The sequence below is a fragment of the Turicibacter sp. GALT-G1 genome, from assembly GCF_025594995.1.
Lineage (GTDB): Bacteria > Bacillota_I > Bacilli_A > MOL361 > Turicibacteraceae > Turicibacter > Turicibacter bilis.
Genome location: NZ_JAMQUS010000067.1, coordinates 19,309 through 38,532 on the forward strand (window position 1 = coordinate 19,309; position 19,224 = coordinate 38,532).

At 34.9% G+C, this 19,224-nt stretch carries 21 protein-coding genes and 1 riboswitch; of the genes, 18 read left to right on the forward strand and 3 right to left on the reverse strand.

Going from position 1 to position 19,224, the window contains the following annotated elements; genetic code table 11:
- Nucleotides 1-22 precede the first annotated feature (22 nt).
- From NEH74_RS11475 to NEH74_RS11530, 12 genes are all read left to right on the forward strand, one after another.
- Nucleotides 23-970, forward strand: coding sequence for a TDT family transporter (locus NEH74_RS11475; protein ID WP_055305607.1), 948 nt, complete (start codon nucleotides 23-25; stop codon nucleotides 968-970).
- Nucleotides 971-1,107: riboswitch (molybdenum cofactor riboswitch) on the forward strand. It begins immediately after the preceding gene.
- Between the two features lie 66 nt (nucleotides 1,108-1,173).
- Nucleotides 1,174-2,199, forward strand: a complete 1,026-nt coding sequence (locus NEH74_RS11480) for a molybdopterin-binding protein (protein WP_055305606.1) — start codon at nucleotides 1,174-1,176, stop codon at nucleotides 2,197-2,199.
- A 1-nt stretch (nucleotide 2,200) separates the two neighbouring features.
- Nucleotides 2,201-3,406, forward strand: a complete 1,206-nt coding sequence (glp, locus tag NEH74_RS11485; RefSeq protein WP_262941400.1) for a gephyrin-like molybdotransferase Glp — start codon at nucleotides 2,201-2,203, stop codon at nucleotides 3,404-3,406.
- An 18-nt stretch (nucleotides 3,407-3,424) separates the two neighbouring features.
- Nucleotides 3,425-3,913, forward strand: a complete 489-nt coding sequence (gene moaC / locus NEH74_RS11490; protein WP_055305604.1) for a cyclic pyranopterin monophosphate synthase MoaC — start codon at nucleotides 3,425-3,427, stop codon at nucleotides 3,911-3,913.
- Complete coding sequence (gene modB, locus NEH74_RS11495; protein ID WP_055305603.1) at nucleotides 3,897-4,673, forward strand: molybdate ABC transporter permease subunit; 777 nt, start codon at nucleotides 3,897-3,899, stop codon at nucleotides 4,671-4,673. The genes moaC and modB overlap by 17 nt, the downstream gene beginning before the upstream one ends.
- Nucleotides 4,673-5,695, forward strand: coding sequence for an ABC transporter ATP-binding protein (locus tag NEH74_RS11500; protein WP_055305602.1), 1,023 nt, complete (start codon nucleotides 4,673-4,675; stop codon nucleotides 5,693-5,695). Before modB ends, NEH74_RS11500 begins: the two co-directional genes overlap by 1 nt.
- Nucleotides 5,688-6,773 (forward strand): molybdopterin-guanine dinucleotide biosynthesis protein B, encoded by a 1,086-nt coding sequence (gene mobB / locus NEH74_RS11505; RefSeq protein WP_055305601.1) that lies wholly within the window; start codon nucleotides 5,688-5,690, stop codon nucleotides 6,771-6,773. The genes NEH74_RS11500 and mobB overlap by 8 nt, the downstream gene beginning before the upstream one ends.
- Nucleotides 6,745-7,713, forward strand: coding sequence for a GTP 3',8-cyclase MoaA (moaA, locus tag NEH74_RS11510; RefSeq protein WP_055305600.1), 969 nt, complete (start codon nucleotides 6,745-6,747; stop codon nucleotides 7,711-7,713). Before mobB ends, moaA begins: the two co-directional genes overlap by 29 nt.
- 1 nt (nucleotide 7,714) lies before the next feature.
- Complete coding sequence (locus NEH74_RS11515) at nucleotides 7,715-8,155, forward strand: MOSC domain-containing protein (protein WP_055305599.1); 441 nt, start codon at nucleotides 7,715-7,717, stop codon at nucleotides 8,153-8,155.
- Nucleotides 8,136-8,930 carry a molybdate ABC transporter substrate-binding protein gene (modA, locus tag NEH74_RS11520; RefSeq protein ID WP_082427828.1) on the forward strand — a complete coding sequence of 265 codons (795 nt, stop codon included), beginning with the start codon at nucleotides 8,136-8,138 and terminating at the stop codon, nucleotides 8,928-8,930. The genes NEH74_RS11515 and modA overlap by 20 nt, the downstream gene beginning before the upstream one ends.
- A complete protein-coding gene (locus NEH74_RS11525; protein WP_238581294.1) occupies nucleotides 8,917-9,420 on the forward strand; it encodes a molybdenum cofactor biosynthesis protein B in 504 nt (167 codons plus the stop codon). Before modA ends, NEH74_RS11525 begins: the two co-directional genes overlap by 14 nt.
- 185 nt (nucleotides 9,421-9,605) lie before the next feature.
- Nucleotides 9,606-9,824 carry a hypothetical protein gene (locus tag NEH74_RS11530; RefSeq protein ID WP_055242137.1) on the forward strand — a complete coding sequence of 73 codons (219 nt, stop codon included), beginning with the start codon at nucleotides 9,606-9,608 and terminating at the stop codon, nucleotides 9,822-9,824.
- Nucleotides 9,825-9,836: 12 nt separating this feature from the next.
- On the opposite strand, the gene NEH74_RS11535 is transcribed toward NEH74_RS11530, so the two are convergent.
- On the reverse strand, nucleotides 9,837-10,823 hold the full coding sequence (locus NEH74_RS11535; RefSeq protein ID WP_237252356.1) for a threonine aldolase family protein: 987 nt from the start codon (nucleotides 10,821-10,823) through the stop codon (nucleotides 9,837-9,839).
- A gap of 869 nt (nucleotides 10,824-11,692) precedes the next feature.
- Between NEH74_RS11535 and NEH74_RS11540 the strand changes: the two genes are divergently transcribed.
- Complete coding sequence (locus tag NEH74_RS11540; RefSeq protein WP_055242141.1) at nucleotides 11,693-12,871, forward strand: cation diffusion facilitator family transporter; 1,179 nt, start codon at nucleotides 11,693-11,695, stop codon at nucleotides 12,869-12,871.
- 51 nt (nucleotides 12,872-12,922) lie between these two features.
- Here NEH74_RS11540 and bcp read toward each other — a convergent pair whose 3' ends face one another.
- Complete coding sequence (gene bcp / locus NEH74_RS11545; protein WP_055242143.1) at nucleotides 12,923-13,393, reverse strand: thioredoxin-dependent thiol peroxidase; 471 nt, start codon at nucleotides 13,391-13,393, stop codon at nucleotides 12,923-12,925.
- A 173-nt stretch (nucleotides 13,394-13,566) separates the two neighbouring features.
- On the opposite strand from bcp, the gene yaaA reads away from it, so the two are divergent.
- The 3 genes from yaaA (at nucleotide 13,567) to NEH74_RS11560 (ending at nucleotide 15,703) form a co-directional block, all read left to right on the forward strand.
- The gene (gene yaaA / locus NEH74_RS11550) at nucleotides 13,567-14,334 is read left to right on the forward strand and encodes a peroxide stress protein YaaA (RefSeq protein ID WP_055242145.1); all 768 of its coding nucleotides are present in this window, start codon (nucleotides 13,567-13,569) and stop codon (nucleotides 14,332-14,334) included.
- 224 nt (nucleotides 14,335-14,558) lie between these two features.
- A complete protein-coding gene (locus NEH74_RS11555; RefSeq protein WP_156344114.1) occupies nucleotides 14,559-14,708 on the forward strand; it encodes a hypothetical protein in 150 nt (49 codons plus the stop codon).
- 230 nt (nucleotides 14,709-14,938) lie between these two features.
- Complete coding sequence (locus tag NEH74_RS11560; protein WP_172676276.1) at nucleotides 14,939-15,703, forward strand: MFS transporter; 765 nt, start codon at nucleotides 14,939-14,941, stop codon at nucleotides 15,701-15,703.
- Between the two features lie 31 nt (nucleotides 15,704-15,734).
- On the opposite strand, the gene NEH74_RS11565 is transcribed toward NEH74_RS11560, so the two are convergent.
- The gene (locus tag NEH74_RS11565) at nucleotides 15,735-15,980 is read right to left on the reverse strand and encodes a hypothetical protein (RefSeq protein ID WP_055275323.1); all 246 of its coding nucleotides are present in this window, start codon (nucleotides 15,978-15,980) and stop codon (nucleotides 15,735-15,737) included.
- A 141-nt stretch (nucleotides 15,981-16,121) separates the two neighbouring features.
- Between NEH74_RS11565 and NEH74_RS11570 the strand changes: the two genes are divergently transcribed.
- Nucleotides 16,122-16,913, forward strand: coding sequence for an EFR1 family ferrodoxin (locus tag NEH74_RS11570; RefSeq protein ID WP_055275325.1), 792 nt, complete (start codon nucleotides 16,122-16,124; stop codon nucleotides 16,911-16,913).
- Nucleotides 16,914-17,435: 522 nt separating this feature from the next.
- On the forward strand, nucleotides 17,436-19,115 hold the full coding sequence (locus NEH74_RS11575) for a PTS transporter subunit EIIC (RefSeq protein ID WP_055305597.1): 1,680 nt from the start codon (nucleotides 17,436-17,438) through the stop codon (nucleotides 19,113-19,115).
- The last annotated feature ends 109 nt before the right edge of the window (nucleotides 19,116-19,224 follow it).

Here is a 19,224-nt window from a genome sequence, read left to right on the forward strand (position 1 = left end):
ACACGAGGAGAGAATTTTACTGATGAAAACTTTATTACAAAAGATTGCTAACTTACCGGTTGGAGCAATTGCAACGATGGTAGGGTTAGCAACCCTTTCTAATATGTATGCCTCATTAGGATATTCAGGGATTAAACATATTACGATGTTTGTAGGAATTTTAGTATGGGCAGCAGCGTTCTTAAAACTAACTGTTCATTTCCAAACATTTAAAAAAGAATATGCAAATGTTGTTCCAGCAAGTTTATATGCGACATTTACGATGTTAACGATGATTTTAGGGAGTTATATCTTTACTTATTCTCCTGCTATCGGTAAAGGAATCTGGTTAACAGGTGTTGTATTACATTTCATTCATATTTTAATTTTCACGTATCGAAATGTGATCAAAGGTGTAAATAAAGACACATTTGTTCCAACATGGTTTGTCACTTATAATGGATTCTTAGTTTCTGCGGTAGTCGGAACAGGGATGAATATGCCAGGCTTATTAAAAATTATTGCTATTTATGGAATCATTGTTTTCCTAATGATTATTCCATTCATGATCGTTCGCATGATTCGTCGTCCATTACCAGCACCATTAACTCAAACAGCAGCAATTTTATTAGCGCCAAGTAGCTTATGTTTAGTTGCTTACTTAAATGCCTTTGCTACTCCAAATGCAATCGTGGTTTATGGATTATATGCAGCTATATTTGCGACATTAATCTTCATACTAATTAATATTCCTAAATTCTTTAAGTTTGAATTCCATCCTGGTTTTGCAGCGTTAACATTCCCATTAGCGATTGGTGTCGTTGCATCAACCAAAATGGCTGGATATTTAACAGCACAAGGATTTGAAGTATTCGGATTATTTGTGAAAGAAGTTTCAGGAATCCAGTTATACGCGACAACGATTATTATTGGATTTGTTGCTTATAACTTTGTTCGACTGTTAGTTCGTTCATATCAAAAACAAAACTAAATAACCCAAAGTAACCGAGCAAAAATACCTAAGGAGTGTCTCTACGGTATTGAGCCTAAGTCTTTAGATGACTTACAGGGTTGAGCGAGAAATCAATCAGCCTTCCACATTTGAAAAGGTGAAGTTAATTTAAAATTGTTAAGTCAATTTGCCTTTTTATCATGCGCAAATTGACTTTTTTAAATTAACGATTGGAGGATAATATGAAAAAAATTAAAACAATTGATGCTGTAGGTCATGTTTTATGTCATGATATTACGCAAATTATTAAAGATGTTAAAGATGGACCGGTTTTTAAAAAAGGTCATGTTGTTCGTGAAGAAGATATTGAAGTCTTGTTATCTGTAGGGAAAGACCATCTGTATATTTATGAAGCGGATGAATCGATGCTTCATGAAAATGATGCGGCAGATATTTTATATAACGTTTGTAAAAATGACTACATGAAACCAACAGAAGTTAAAGAAGGAAAAATTGAAGTCATTGCGACAGAAGGTGGACTTTTAAAAGTTGATATCGATCGCTTACAACAGATTAACGAAATCGGTGAAATCATTATTGCCACACGTCATAATAACACCGTGATTAAGGCAAATGACAAATTAGCGGGAACGCGAATTATTCCCCTCATGATTCACAAGGATAAGTTAGAACAGGTAAAAGCGATTCATAATGAACAGCCACTTCTTGAAATTAAGCCATTCCATCATTTCAAAGTCGGAGTCATTACAACAGGAAATGAAGTTTATTATGGACGTATTAAAGATACGTTTACACCTGTGATTAAAAATAAATTAGCGAAATATAATTTAGAGATTAATCATCATATCATTGTGAATGATGATATTGAAAAAATTCAAGCTGCCATTTCAGAATGTCGTGACTTAGGAATGGAGCTTATCATTTGTACAGGTGGAATGAGTGTGGACCCTGATGATTTAACACCAGGAGCCATTAAAGCATCAGGAGCAGAAATTTTAACATATGGTGCACCTGTATTACCGGGAGCAATGTTCTTACTTGGATATTTTGAAGATGGAACACCAATCGTTGGATTACCAGGTTGTGTCATGTATGCGAAGGCGACAAGTTTTGATTTAATGTTCCCTCGTATTTTAGCAAAAGATACGATTACAAAGAAAGAAATCGCAGCATTAGGACATGGTGGACTTTGCTTAAAATGTCCAGTTTGTACGTTCCCACACTGTGAATTTGGAAAGGGTAGCTAAAATGGAACGAATTACATTAGAACAAGCGATTGAATTATTAGTTCAGCAGACTAAAAAACAAACGAAAACAAAGACTGTATCTGTATTCGAGGCGTTAAACCAAGTATTAGCTCATGATGTATATGCCCCTATTAATGTGCCATCTTTTAATCGTTCAGCAATGGATGGATATGCGGTAAAAGCTTCAGAAACTGCAGGTGCAAGTCATGAAACGCCTATTAAGTTGCAAGTCATCAAGCAACTCATGGCAGGAGATTATGCTCAGTTAAAAGCAGAATCGAATCAAGCGGTTCGTGTCATGACCGGTTCTTATATTCCAGATGGTTTTGATGCAGTCATTCGTCAAGAGGATACAAATTACGGAGATGAAGTCGTTGAGCTTTACGCGAGTGTGAAGCCATTTATGAATTATAGTGCGATTGGAGAAGATATTAAACAAGGCCAGTTAATGCTTCAAGCAGGAACCGTTTTAACGCCGATTCATCTAGGAATTTTAGCTAGTTTAGGAATGGAGAAAGTGGAGGTATTAGCCCCAATTAAGGTCGGATTGATTAGTAGTGGCAGTGAATTAGCCGAGGCACCTGAGGCGTTAAAACCGGGACAAATTTATGATAGTAATCGATTTGTCTTAACGTCACGTTTAAAGGAGTTAAATGTTGAAGTTGTTTTCTCTAAAAAAATTAGTGACGATCCAACTGCCGTTGCAAGCTTTATTAAAGAACAAATGAAAAACGTTGATTTAGTGATTACAACAGGTGGCGTTTCAGTGGGTAAAAAAGATATTATGCATGAAGTGATTTCACAGCTGGAGGCCAATCGTTTATTTTGGCGAATTAATATGCGTCCAGGAACGCCAGTTCTTGCAAGTCTTTATCAAGATAAATTAATTTTAGGGCTATCAGGAAATCCATTTGCCGCTCTTACAACTTTTGAATTATTATTCCGTCCAATCCTTTCACAAGCTATGCATACGAATACGTATACTTGTGTGAGAAAACAGGCACGATTTAAAGGGACATTTAATAAAGGAAGCAAACAACGTCGCTTTATTCGAGCTTATTATGAGGATGGCGTTGTTAGTATTCCAACAGGAGAACATGCTTCATCGGTTTTATCGAGCATGTTAGGATGTAATTGTTTCATTGATATTGAAGCTGGAAATGCTGGATTAGCAGAAAATGAAACGGTTGAAGTCGTTTTACTTTAAATAAATGGAGGTCATAGGATGAGCGATAAATTAACACATTTTAACGAAGAAGGGCATGCCATTATGGTCGATGTCACAGATAAAGTGGCGACACAACGAGAAGCCGTTGCGAAAGGAAAAATTGTTGTGAGTCAGGAGATTATCGATCGCATTAAAAATAATGAGATTGAAAAAGGAGACGTTCTTGGAATTGCTCGAATTGCTGGGATCATGGCTGTTAAGAAAACATCTGAACTCATTCCTTTATGTCATCCATTATTTATTAGTAAATGTGCCATTGATTTTGAAATTAATGAAGCAGAAAGTTATATTGAAGCGAGCTGTACGGTGAAAGTGGATCAAAAAACAGGCGTTGAGATGGAAGCTTTAACCGGGGTTAATATCGCTTTATTAACGATTTATGATATGTGTAAAGCCATTGATAAAAAAATGGAGTTAACAGATATTCGTTTATGTTATAAATCAGGTGGTAAAAGTGGTGTCTTCGTCAATGAAGAAAGATCATAAATGGTTACGCCTTAACTATGTTTTCACGTTGACTTTTACAGTTCTACCGTTTTTAGCATTTATTACAAGAGGACGTCTTATTGAATTTAATGCGTTGGATTGGCATGTGATTAGTTCGAGTCTATGGGTGAGCATGAAATGTAGTCTGATTGCGATGCTCATTGTCATCCTTCTTGGACTTCCAACGGGTTATTATATCGCTAGACATTCCTTTAAATATAAAATTTTTTTTGATACTTTGTTTAATCTGCCGATGGTTTTACCTCCCGCCGTCATCGGATTATTACTGCTTTTGACCTATGGAAGTCATGGGTTTATCGGACGCTATCTGTTAGCGATGGGGATCAAAACAAGTTTCTCTTCATTCGCTGTTATTTTGACATTTATCTTTGTATCATTACCTGTTTTTATTAAAGGGGTTAGTGTCGCCTTTTCGGAGGTGGATGAGCAGTTAGAAACGACCGCACGCATTCTTGGAGATTCCCCGCTTCAAGTGTTTAAACGCATCACATTTCCTCTTGCTAAAAAAGGACTCATTGTTTCGTTATTGATGTCTTGGACACGAGGTCTATCTGAGTTTGGAGCAACGATTATGTTTGCTGGAAATTTAAAAGGAGTGACGCAAACTTTACCACTTGCCATTTATTCAGCGATGGAATCAAATATGAATAATGCATTATTCATTTCATTTTTCATGTTTATCCTTGCCTTACTCGTTTTAGTGAGCACGCATCTTTTAAGTGAGGAGCGTGATACTTAATGTTTCATATTTCTATTAATCATTTGATTCATGACACTTTAACAATAGAGGCGGAATTTGAATTAAAAGCGGGAGAAATTACAACACTTATTGGAAAAAGCGGATCAGGAAAATCTAGTCTTTTAAATTTAATCACAGGTGTTATTCATGGAAAAAATGTTCAAATAAAAAGTGATACGGTGACGTATCAGGATATTCAGACAGGGACGTTTATCCCGGTTCATGAGCGAAAGTTTGGGTATATTCAACAAAAGGCTCAGCTGTTTTCCCATTTAAGTGTTTGGGAAAATCTGACGTATAGTCGAGTGCCCCTCGATGAGAAAAAACTTGAAGACTATCTCGATATCTTTGAGTTACGTCCACATCTTAATAAGCGAGTTCGTGAACTTTCCGGTGGAGAAGCTCAACGTGTTTCAATCGTTCGAACATTGATGAGTGAACCAGAGTTGTTACTCATTGATGAAGGATTTAGCGCGCTCGATCCAAATTTGAGATTAAAACTAAGAGATTATTTACAGACATTAAAAAAAGAATTAAATATTCCGATCTTATTTGTGACTCATGATTTACATGAAGCTTATCAATTAAGTGATCACGTGTTATTTATTGAGAATGGAAAACTAATTGAACAAGGGACGAAGAAACAGATGTTTCATTTCCCGATTAACATTAAAACTGCCCGCTTTATTGGAATTGAAAATATTTTCAAAGCGTCTAGTGAAGATGGGCAGTTGAAGATTGATGAACGATTATTTGAAGTTGATGTTTCAAATGTTCAAGTGAAGTCTATTGGGATTAAAGCGACTCATGTCAGTATTCATGAGGAGGGGTTACCTGCACACGTAGAAAAAGTGATCGATGATTTGACATCCGTGACCATTTATTTAAGACTTAATGGACTTCATCATCCTTTATTGATGAAACTCTCACCGCTTGAAGCAGCAAAGCATCAACTTCATCTTCATCAACAGCTTAACGTTAAGATTCATCAATTTATTTTTTTGGAGGGTCATTGTGATTAACTTAAGTACAGCTATTCTAGTCGGTGGGCAAAGCCGTCGGATGAATGGTGAAAATAAATCATTTTTAATGTATCAAAATCAAACGTTTATCGAACGAATGATAACTCAATTAAAACCTTTTGATGAATTACTTATTTCTGTTCGAGAACGTGAACCATATGAAAAACTAGGCTATCCACTGATTCAAGATGTTTATGAAAATATTGGGCCACTTTCTGGCTTATATGAGTGTCTGAAAGTCTGCCAACAGGAGTATTTATTTGTTTGTGCAACAGATATGCCAAAGCTAACAACCGAATTAATTTTATATATGCAACAATTTATTAGTTCTGATTATGATTGTTATGTGATTGAAGCGGGAGGCAAACGACATCCATTATGTGCCATTTATAAAAAGTCATTACTGCCGATGATTGAAGAAATGATAGAGAAGAAGGAACATCGATTAATGCAATTGCTTAATCGAGCGAAAACTAAAGTGATTTCTCTTGAATACAGTTGTTTTGATGAATCTGTCGTCATGAACGTTAATACAAAAGAGGAGTTTGATTTATTAAAAGAACCGGCCATCTTTTGTGTCAGTGGGATTAAAAATAGTGGGAAAACCACGTTGATTACGAAAATTATTAAACAATTAACAGATAGAAATTATCGTGTTGGTGTCATTAAACACGATGGTCATGAATTTGAAATCGATGTTGAAAATACTGATACGCATAAACATCGATTGGCAGGGAGTACGGGAACGATTATTTATTCAAAAACCAAATATGCTGTCATGAAAGATTGGTCTGTGATTGATTTAGAGTTATTAATCTCCTACTTGTCTGATTTAGATGTCATCATTATGGAGGGAATGAAACATTCGTCTTATCCTAAAATAGAGGTCGTTAGAGAAGGACGATCGAATGAGATTGTCTGTGATCCCAACACATTACTAGCTATTGCAACCAACACAAATTTAACGCATGAAAGTGTTGATGTCGTCTCATTAGATGATATCGATCAAATCATGGATGTGATTGATAGAAAGGTTCTAGGTGGAAAAAATGCGAGATCAATATCAACGAAAAATTGATTATGTCCGCATCTCAATTACGGATCGTTGTAATTTAAGATGTACGTATTGTATGCCAGGTGAAGAAGTCGACTTTATGCATCATGAGAAGTTACTGAGCACCGAAGAGATTTTAAAGATTGTTAAAGCGTTTGAAGAATTAGGCGTGACTAAAGTTAAGATTACAGGTGGAGAACCGCTTGTTCGTAAAGATATTATTGAACTGATTGCAAGCATTAAGAAAATGGCTGGAATACAGGAAGTAAGTATTACAACAAATGGTGTCTTACTCGAAAAAATGATCGATGATTTAGAGCAAGCTGGGCTTGATAGTATCAATATTAGTTTAGATACATTAAAACCTGCTCAGTATGCACTCATGACGCGTCGAAATCAATTTGATATCGTCATGCGAGGAATTCAGTGTGCGATTAAGAGTTCTATTCCTAAAGTTAAATTAAACTGTGTCCTGATTAAGGAGATTAATGGGGATGAGATTTTAGATTTAGTCGAACTAGCTCATCAAACTCGTGTACATGTTCGTTTTATTGAATTAATGCCGATCGGTTATGCAAAGAATTTAACACCGATTTCCGAAGATGAGGTCCTTGATTTATTAAGTAAGCATTATGAAGGCGTTAAACCATTTGAAGGGAAACTAGGAAATGGGCCAGCTCATTACTATGAGATTGAAGGATTTTTAGGAAAAGTTGGCTTTATTTCAGCGATGAGTCATCGTTTCTGTTCAACATGTAATCGAGTTCGCGTAACGAGTGAAGGATATTTAAAAACGTGCCTTCACTTTAAAAAAGGAATCGATTTAAAAGCTCATATTGCCACAGGCAATTTAAAGGAAGCAATTTTAGAAAGTTTACAAAAGAAACCAAAGCAACACCAGTTTAATGAAGTATTAAATGAAGAAGAAGTTGACCAACGAATGATGGTTCAAATAGGAGGATAACATGGGAAAAGTACATGCAATTTGTATTAGTGAAAAAAAAGGAACACAAAAATCATTTATTGAAGAAGCAACATTTATTGAGAATTTTGGAATTGAAAATGATGCGCATGCAGGAAAATGGCATCGACAAGTTTCGTTATTAGCTTATGAAAAAATTGCTGATTTCAATTCACGCGGGGCCGAAGTTAAGGATGGAGCGTTTGGTGAAAATTTAGTTGTCGAAGGCATTGATTTTACGTCACTTCCAATTGGAACTATTTTTAAATGTAATGATGTAGAGTTAGAGTTAACTCAAATCGGTAAAGAATGTCATCATCATTGTTTAATTTATTATAAAATGGGAGAATGTATCATGCCTAAAAATGGAGTGTTCACTCGTGTATTAAAAGGTGGCGTTATCCGAGTAGGCGATGAGATGACGTATGAGTTACCAGTCGAGTAGAAAGCGAGAGATTTTAACAATGAAAAAATGGTGGTTAAGCTTATTAATCGGTTGTTTATTAGTCGGATGTAGTCAAAAGCAAGAACCAACCGTTGAACTCACTGTCTCAGCGGCTTCTTCATTACAAGAAGCAATGCAAGAAATTGCAGCTGATTTCATGGAACTCTATCCTAATGTGAAGGTTCAATTGAATTTTGGCGGATCGAATGTTCTAAAAACACAAATCGTTGAAGGATTTGATGTGGATTTATTTTTATCAGCGAATTTTAAACAATATGATGAACTTGTGCAGTTAGGAAAAATTGAAGTGGGTTCATTATTTGCAACGAATCGTGTCGTTATTGTGACAAATAATGATCAAGTTCAAAGTGTTTATGATTTAGCTAAACCAAATCTTCAAGTGGTACTTGCTAATGAATCGGTCCCAATTGGTCAATATGCGGCATCGATTATTGATTCAATTGATGAGAATGAACCAGGATTTAAAGCAGGAGTCGATCACAATATTGTGTCGCGTGAAGAAAATGTTCGCCAAGTGTTGATGAAAATCACCTTAAATGAAGGCGATGCGGCTTTTGTTTATCAAACTGATTTAACACCAGACGTTAACGATCAAGTAACTGTCGTTTATCTTCCGAATGAGTATGATGTGATTAGCGAATACTACATGGGAATCATTAAACAAAATGAAGTGAAGAAAGAAGCCGAGCAATTATATGACTATATTTTATCAGATGCCGGTCAAGAGGTTTTAAAATCATATGGATATGAATAGAATTCAAGCAGCTATTATTACCATGTCTGATTCACGTTCACAGTCAACTGAAAAAGCAGATGAAAGTGGAGCAGTCATTAAAGAAATTTTAGAAGCCAATGATTATGCAGTGGTTCACTATGAATTAATTAGTGACGACTTTGAAGGAATTAAAAATAGCTTAATTCGTGTTTGTGATCAAAATATTAGTTTAGTTTTAACGACAGGTGGAACAGGATTATCTAAACGAGATAATACACCTGAAGCGACAAAAGCAATTATTGAAAAAGAAGTTCAAGGAATTAGTGAAGCGATGCGTTATCATAGCTTACAAATTACCCCACGTGCCATGCTGTCACGTGGAGTATCGGGTATTCGTCAAAACTCATTAATTATTAATCTGCCAGGAAGCCCGAAAGCAGTTCGAGAAAATTTAGAGTATATTATTCCTTCACTTCGCCATGGATTAGAAATTTTACGTGGAGAAGCGAGTAATTGCGCTAGAAAATAAAGGTAAAAGACACCAAGGTGTCTTTTTCTTTTGAGCTCATTGATTCTTATTAAAAAGAATAGATAATCTGCCACCTGAAAGAAAGGATGCGAATATACTATAGAGACTCAAACAAATATATTCGTCAATGATGAGCTAGATGATTGAAAGGAGGGAGGCAGCAGTATCATCTGTTGCAGAATTGAATGTTAATAAATACGCCAAGTATTGAAGAAGATCTTGTTGATGAGGATGAGTCTTTATCTGAGACGTCTCAATTGAATAATCAATTAAGTAACCAGAATGAGCAAACGACGAATGCAAATGGTAGTTGGTATAAGGGGAGTACTTTTGCAGGAGTTTTAGTCATTATTTTATTTGTCGTTTGGTTTTTATATCGGATAGGTTGCCTTGGACATGATTAAAAAGGATGCTCTTCATCGTTGAAGGGCATCCTTTTCTTGAAATTGAATAATTGAACTTAGAAACTCATAAATATCTTGACGAGTCGTAGAGAATGACGTAATGAGTCGAATGATCGAGTGAGACTCGTCATAGGTATCCCAGACTAAAAACGTAAATCGTTGATGAAGATAGTCAATTAAAGAATTTGGAAAAATCGGAAAGAGTTGATTAGTATCACTATCGACGAGAAATGGAAAATTAAGTGTGCTTAAACCTTCTTTTAATAATTGTGCCATGCTATTTGCTTCTTGCCCAATTTTAAAATAAAGCTGATTTTGAAAAAGTTCTGCAAATTGAATGCCAAGAAGACGTCCTTTGGCTAAAAGTGCTCCTTTTTGCTTCATACTAAATCGAAAGCAGTCTTGAAGCAGTGGATTTGAAATGACGAGTGCTTCGCCAAATAAAGCGCCATTTTTTGTTCCACCAATATAAAAGGCATCAGTTAGATGAGCGTAGTCTGATAATTGTAGCGTATTAGAGGGAGCGGTTAAAGCGGATCCTAGCCGAGCTCCATCTAAGTAGAGATAAAGTTGATGATCTTGACAAAAATGAGAGAGCCTCTCTAACTCTTGCTTAGAATAAAGGGTTCCAAGTTCAGTTGGATTAGATAAATAAAGAAGTTTAGGTTTTAACATGTGTACCGTGTTATGAGCGGCAACGATTTTTTGTAATGCTTCAAGCGTGACTTTTCCATCAATACTTGGTATTTCGATGACTTTGTGTCCCGTGGCTTCAATTGAACCTGTTTCATTAAAGGCAATATGACCGGTTGAAGGAGAGAGAACTGCTTCATAAGGTCTTAGGACGTGTGAAATAAAGGTTAAATTGGTTTGAGTGCCACCCATCAAAAAGTGAATATCGCACTTTGTTGGATTGAGATATGTTTGAATGTATTCTTTTGCTTGTTGACAATAATAGTCTGTCCCATACCCTGGTGTTTGTAGCATATTTGTTTGCATTAAGGCGCTCATAATGGTAGGATGAGCTCCTTCAGCATAATCAATTTGAAAATTAATCATGAATTGAGGAGACGATTAGGTGTCTCCTTTCCTCCTCTCCATCCGTATTAGTTTCTTGGTATACTTTATTCAGTAGATGAGGGAAACATGTTAAGAAATCTAAGGTCATATAAAAGGAGTAGACAAGAGCAACGTTCTTTAAAAACGATAAAAATCTATCCAGATCGTGTGAAATATTTCCTAGAGATTTGATTTAACTTTAAAACTTATAGTGTGGATGCATAAATACGGAACGTCATTTCTAAATTCGAATAGATTTCTACTCCATACATACTAGTCGGAAAGAGAATCGTCACATTCATACCGAAAAGAATATCAAATTGTTCGTTTCATTCCTATTTAATATTAAGATTTACTTGTCATTAGTCGTTTTAACTCAAATTCCTTCATTATGAAGATAAGAATGAAACAAATCTTTCATGATCGGAGGCTCAAGATTACTACTTTTAAATCATTTGATTTGGTCTTACTATCCTACTATTCGTTTCACGTTCAGTAGCGGGAATTGTTAAAATGATTGTGATAAGTAAACATGAATAAGTAATACAAGAACCTCAAACAAGCTCAATCAGCTGCATGATAAAGTATAGTCATTTGCAATAATTTGAGTAGAATGGATAAGAATTTAATGATGACTAGTTAAAATCCTGTTATATGCCTCATCGCGCGGATAAGAAGATTGAACGGTTGATGAGGAAAAAAGATTAAGGTGCTTACAAATTTTAACTGAAATACTAGCCAAAATGTATGGAATAAGATAAGATATTATAACGATAATAATGTAAAGTGATAGAATGGAGTCGTTGTTGATGCTTACTAAATGGTTAACGAAACACTTAATTAAAAATAGTGATCAAGTCCAAGATGAAACGGTTCGAGAACGATATATTTATGTGGCGGGCATGGTCGGAGTAGTGGCCAATGTCTTATTATTCATCATTAAATTTATCGTTGGAATGTTAGCAGGAAGTATTGCGGTGATGGCAGATGCCTTTAATAATTTCTCTGACATGGCCTCATCTGTTATTACGATGGTCGGAGTTAAGTTAGCGAATCGTCCAGCCGATAAGGAACATCCACATGGACATGGGCGTATTGAATATATTTCGGCTTTAATTGTTGCTTTTATGGTTATGTTAGTTGGCGTACAATTTATTCAATCGTCGATTAATCGTATTTTAAATCCAAGTGAAATCAAGTTTGAATGGATTTCTTTTATTTTATTAGCAGTTTCTGTGTTAGTCAAACTGTGGCTGAGCCGATTTAACAAACAAATGGGAGAAACGATTCATTCAACAGCCTTAAAGGCCGCTTCTGTTGATGCGTTAGGGGATGTATTTACCTCAAGTACGGTGTTACTTTCATTTTTAGTGGCACGTTTTACAACGTTCCCCATTGACGGATATGCTGGGGTATTAGTAGCATGCTTTATTTTGTATGCGGGGTATTCATTAGTCAAAGAAACGATTAGTCCTTTACTAGGCGAAGCACCTGATGAAGAATTAGTGAATCAAATTTATGAACGTTTGTTATCGTTTGAATATGTCACAGGGGCACATGATTTAATGATTCATAACTATGGTGTTGGACGTATCATTGCTTCAATCCACGCTGAAATTCCAGCTGATATCGATATCATGACGATTCATGATGTGATCGATGAGGCCGAGCGTCAAATCTCAGAGGAATTAAATTTACATTTAGTCATTCATATGGATCCTGTTTGTATTGAAACAGAAGAGATTAGAGTGATGAAAGCTGAATTAGAGAACATCATTAACGAGCATGATGTGATTATGTCGATGCATGACTTTAGAATCATTGGGCACGAACCGAATAGAAATTTAATCTTTGACTTAGTTGTTGATGGTTCAAAGTTAACAAAAGAAATCACGGAACAGAGTATCAAAGATGAAGTCACTCAGCGTATTCAAATGTCACATCCAAGCTATCGTTGTGTCATTGTCATTGATAAAATTTATACGTAATAAAAAACTCATAGACTTACACATTAGGGTGTTTAGTCTATGAGCTTTTTATTATAATGAGCAGCTTTCTAATACTGCTTCAATGTGACCAGCCACTTTTACTTTACGATAAATTTTTGTGATAATTCCCGCTTCATCAATTAAGAAGGTTGAACGCTCAATACCAATGGCTTTTTTACCGTACATATTTTTTTCTTTTAAAACATCATATAAATGGCAGACGATTTCTTCATGATCAGAGAGTAAAATGAAGGGTAACTCATGTTTAGCGATAAACTTTTCATGACTAGCGACACTATCACGACTAATTCCTAAAATCACCGCATTTTGTTCATTAAAGGATTCGATAGCATCACGGAAAGCTTTCGCTTGATTTGTACAACCAGGTGTATTATCACGTGGATAGAAGTATAAAATCACTTTACGTCCACGATAATCGTGTAATGAATGTTGTTGATGATCAGATCCCATTAAGGTAAAGTCAGGAGCTTCCATTCCTTCCGTTAAAATAACTGGTTCCATAAAACTCACTTCTTTCTTGTTAAATTATGTAATGATTTACAAATAATTATGCGCTATAATAGTCGGGTTGTAAAGAAATATGATAAGATATTAAAGCACTTTGCGCTATCATTGTGAACGAGATAAATAAATTTTATACGTGAATTGAAAAAATGTTGAAGGATGTGTCAAAAATGTTAATGATGTTATCACCAGCAAAAACATTTAAAACCATTGAATTAGAACCATTAGATTTATCAAATGAATTAATTTTTAAAAATAAAACAAAACAATTGGTTAATCAGTTACAAACTTATTCGGTGAGTGAGTTATCAACTTTAATGAAAATGTCTGAAGCGCTTGCAGAGGTAAATGTAACAAGGTTCGCTCAATTTTATGAAAAAAATCAACAAGGCATGTATGCCATTCATGCCTTTGAAGGAGAAGCTTATAAAGGGTTAGATTCGTTAAGTTTAAATCAAGAAGCACTTGAATTTTCAAAAGAGTCGCTTCGAATTTTATCTGGACTTTATGGAGTATTAAAACCATTTGATGTGATGAATCCTTATCGCTTAGAAATGGGATTATCATGGTCAGGAGAGCATGGGAAAGATTTATATCAGTATTGGAAAGAAGATTTAACGGTTCATTTCTTAAATGAATTAAGTGAAACAAAAGGGGATCAAGTCCTATTAAACTTAGCATCAAAAGAGTACAGTAAAGCTTTAAATTTAAAACAAATTGAGAAAACGTATCCTGTGATTACGATTGAATTTAAAGAGCAAAAAGGTGAGGCGTTTAAAGTAGTGGGGATGTATGCTAAACGCGCACGCGGTCAAATGGCGCGTTATATTTTAAACCATCAAATTCATGAGGTTGAACAAGTTAAAGCATTTAATGAAGGAGGCTATACGTTTAATCCAGATTTATCAACCGAAAAAACATGGATTTTTACCCGTTAGCTTGACTGTCATAGCGATAAAATGGTGAAATTTTCAATAAATAAAGGGTGAGATTTTTATCCGAAGAGAGATCGGGTGAAATTATTTGAGATTAAAAGAGGGGAGAGGCAGCTAATGAAGATTAACTGCACGCTTTGCTAGTGGACCGCCCATTCTAATGCACATTTAGAATGGGGTTACGATAAAGTAGCTCCATGTTAATTAACGACATAGGAGTGAAGAAAATGAAACGTAATATAGGAATTGATTATATTTACCGATTTTTATCATCATTTGATATAACAGCAGCGATTTGGGTCTTATTTTTGGCGTATAAAGGGATGACACTCATTGAAATTGGGTTATTAGAGAGCATTTATTATAGTTGCAATTAAATTTTTGAAATTTCAACTGGAGCGATGGCAGATTTGCTCGGGCGTAAAAAAATGATTATTCTTTCACGCTTAGCAGCTATGATCTCGTCCATCGTTTTACTAGTCTCCAGTCTTTTGTTAGATTTGCGATTGGCTTTATTTTCTCAGCTTTTAGCGGAAATTTAAATTCAGATTCTGAAGAGGCGCTCGTTTACGATAGTTTTATTTCGATTAATCAAACTGAAGAGTATTTGCCATTTAATAGTCGATTAAATGTATTGATTGAAGTGGCTCAAGCGTTAGCTGTTTTTATTGGAGGTCTTTTAGCTGAAGTTAGTTTTGAGTTAAGCTATCTGATTGCAATTTTAATGGCGATAGGGTCCTTGAGTGTCGCTTTACAATTTAAAGAACCAATGATTCATGAAACTCAAGAGCGTTCATCTGTGAAAGATCATTTTCAACAATGCTTTATCATGATGAAATTAAATCGTCGTCTGTTAGCTATGCTACTTTATTTTCCGTTAATGATGACATTTACAACGGTCATCTATTTTTATGCTCAAGCTTATTTTTCAGACTTTTCTTATTCAAAATCGACTATCTCCCTCATTTTTTTAGTGAATGGATTAGTGAGTGCACTTGGTGCATTACTAGCTGAAAAAGTTGAAAGGTGGTGCCAGGGAAAGGCCTGGTTATTTGTACCGCTTAGTATGAGTGTGATGATTTGTATATTTGGATATGTTGAGGCTAAAGTTGGCATTTTTGTTTTTTGCTTAATTAATTTCTTAAGTGCTATTTTATATCCGATTAGCAGTGTTTATATGAATGAAGAGACGCCATCTGAAAAGCGAGCAACGATTATTTCAGTAAGTAGTATGATGTTTTCCCTTATGATGATTTTAATTTTTCCGCTTTGTGGATGGTTAGGAGAAAGAGTTGGGTTAGCCCAAGCATTTCAAGTCATTGGTTTATTAAATCTTTTGATTGTAGGAACGATTGCTCTAATTAGAAAATAAAAGCATAAAACGTGACTCAATGAGTCACGTTTTATGCTTTTAAGAGATTTAGTTGTTGCTTGAGTTCATGAATCACTTGTGATTCGATTTCATATTTTTCATATTGTTCATTTAACATTCGATCAACATAATTGGCTTTATGGGGAATTCGATTTTCTTTTTTGATTTGAGTTAAGTGAATTAAAAGCTGTTCTGTTTGTTTCAGCTGTCGTTGTGAATCTTCATATTGAGCTTTTAAGTCTTCATAATTAGTTAAATCATATACAGTTTTTGACATATAAATCACCTCCTAATTAGAATACTCCCTGTTTTTTGTATATTTTATGCAAGAAATGTTGTTTCATACAGTAATTTGCAGCATTTTTAAGGTATAGTACTGTAGAGTATGTCGTATAAATAAGAAAAAGGAAGGTATCGTATGATTTTTTATTTTAGTGGAACTGGAAACTCACAAGCAGTGGCGAATGAAATTGGAAGTTATCAAAACGAACGACTAGTCTCGATTGCTCAAGCCATGAAATTAGAACAATTGACTTATTCATTGGAGTCAGAAGAAAAAGTTATTTTTGTGTTTCCTATTTATGCATGGTCACCGCCTCAACTAGTTGTTGATTTTATAAAAAAACTTTCTTTTAATGGAAGTGTGCCAAGTTATTTAAGTGTCGTTGTCACATGTGGTGAAAATATAGGAGAAACTGAACGTGTCATTCAACGTTTATTTGAACAAAAAAGTTGGGCATTACAGAGTTTTTATACGTTAGTCATGCCTAATAATTATCTGATTTTAGGAACAGTGGACTCTAAAGAAGAGAGGAGAGAAAAGCTTCACTTAGTTAAAGAGAAGATTCTTCACTTAAATAAAAGTATCGCTCATTTAAAAGTTGAGAGACAGCTTATTAAAGGGTCACTACCTAAACTTTTAACGACTGTAGGAGGACGCCTCTTTCATTCATTTGGCAGAAGTGTTAAGCCATTCTTTGCCAATGACCACTGTATTTCTTGTAAGGTCTGTGAAAAAATATGTCCTACGGGATGTATTACGGTTGAAGGGAAGCCAATGTGGGAGGGAGAGTGTACTCAATGTTTGGCCTGTTTGCATTATTGTCCTAAATCTGCGATTCAGTATGGGCACCACATGGGAAATAAATCACGATATACCCATCCCGATATTTTATGGTATCAGTTAAATCAAACTCAAGAAGTCGAATAAATATCGGCTTCTTTTATTTATTTCTTTACTAATAAATGTTAAAAATTAACTCGTTTCCACAAAGGATATAATTAATCATTAAGGATGATACATATTTTTTATCATTTTAAAAGATTGTATTCGTTTAATGCAGTCTTTTTTTAGTGAGCCAATAACGTATATATTCGAACAGAAAGCAAATAATTTTAATGTTAAATGTTATTTATTAGACATAAATCAATTTTAGGTCATAGCGGGTCGTTTGAATAAAAAGTAGTTAAAAAGACGCTCAATAAGTTATATTAACATGACCAAAAATGTAGAAAAATTGATGTAAAAAAAACAGTTTAATGATGTTAAAAAAACCATAAAACTGTAAAAAAAACGTAGGTAACCGGTTACTTATTTAATGAAAGGGATATTAAATTGTGAAAAAATATAATATAATCATACATGTAAGCAATGTGGCTAATATGATGAAAGTTCACATTTGATATCGAATTAAATAATGGTTTTATGGTTACTTAGGAGGAGGATTTAAGTATGTTTAAGTATTTACAACGTACAGGGAAAGCCTTAATGCTTCCAATCGCTGCCTTACCAATCGCTGGTATTTTATTAGGAATTGGTGGAGCATTTTTAGGTATCGCTGGAATGACTGATGCACCAGCTATTTATCAATCAATTGCAAATACAATTAATAACTCAGATTTCTTAACAGCACTTTTAACAATTATGAATGATATTGGAAATATTGTTTTCGGAAACTTACCAATTTTATTCGCTGTTGGGGTAGCAGCTGGTTTAGCTAAAAAAGATAAAGCAACTGCTGCGTTAGCTGCTGTATTTGGTTTCTTAGTAATGAACCAAGTTATTTCAACATTATTAACATTAGGAATGACTAAATTAGGTGTCGTAACTGCTGACAATGTTGGAGAATATGGAACTTACGTAACAACAAATGTCGGAATCTTTACATTAAACATGTCAGTGTTTGGTGGAATTATTACAGGGATGGTAACATCTGCGTTACATAACAGATTCTTTAACATTCAATTCCATCCTGTATTATCATTCTTTGCAGGATCTCGTTTCGTACCAATCATTACTTCATTAGTAATGGCATTAGTTGGTGTGGTTTTAGCCTTTGTTTGGCCATTCGTTCAAGATGGAATTGGAGCATTAGCAAATGTTGTTAATTCATCAGGAATTTTTGGTTCATTCTTATTTGGATTAGTTGAACGTTCATGTGTGCCATTCGGATTACACCACGTATTCTATACACCATTCTGGTATGGATCTTTCGTTGAGGCTAACTTATTAATTGGTGGACAAGATGTTCTTGTTCAAGGAGCAAACACTGCTTACTTCGTTCAATTAGGTTCAATGGGAGATTTAGTAGGTTTAGATTCAGAAAGAATGCATGAAATTGTTATGGGAACAACAAGTTTCTTAGCTGGTAAATTCCCATTCATGATGTTCGGTTTACCAGGTGCGGCTTTAGCAATGTACAAATGTGCTAAACCTGAAAAACGTCAAGCTGTGGGTGGTTTATTAGGAGCTGCTGCATTAACAACTATTTTAACTGGTATTACTGAACCATTAGAATTCACATTCTTATTCGTTGCACCAGTGTTATTCGTTGTACATGCTGTATTTGCTGGATTATCATTCATGTTAATGGCAATGTTAGATGTATTCATCGGGATGACATTCTCTGGTGGATTAATTGACTTCGTTTTATTCGGATTATTACCTGCAGGAGCTGGTGTAGCGACTCATTGGTACTGGGTATTAGTTGTTGGTGTTGTTTACTTTGCTTTATACTTCGTTGTATTTAGCTTCTTAATTAAAAAATTAAACTTAAAAACACCAGGTCGTGAAGATGATAACGAAGAAGTAAAATTATTCTCTAAAAAAGACTTCCAAGAACGTAACGGTGGATCTGCAGAAGCAACAACAGCTACAGCTGGAACTGATGAATGGAAAGAAAAAGCACCATTAGTATTAGAAGCATTAGGTGGAGCAGAAAATATTGAGAACTTAGATGCATGTATTACACGTTTACGTGTTGAAGTTGGAGATACTTCTAAAGTTGATAAAGATCGCTTAAAAGCTTTAGGTGCGGCAGGAGTTATGGAAGTTAAAGGTGGAGTTCAAGCAATCTTCGGTGGAAACTCAAATACTCTTAAAAACTACATTTTAGATATTATTGGTGACTAATCAATAGAATAATAACACTTCAAATGAAAATGACTAACCATTCGGTTAGTCATTTTTTTATAGTAATGGTTATAGAACGGAGTTTTATATTTGGCTCTTTGTCAACTGG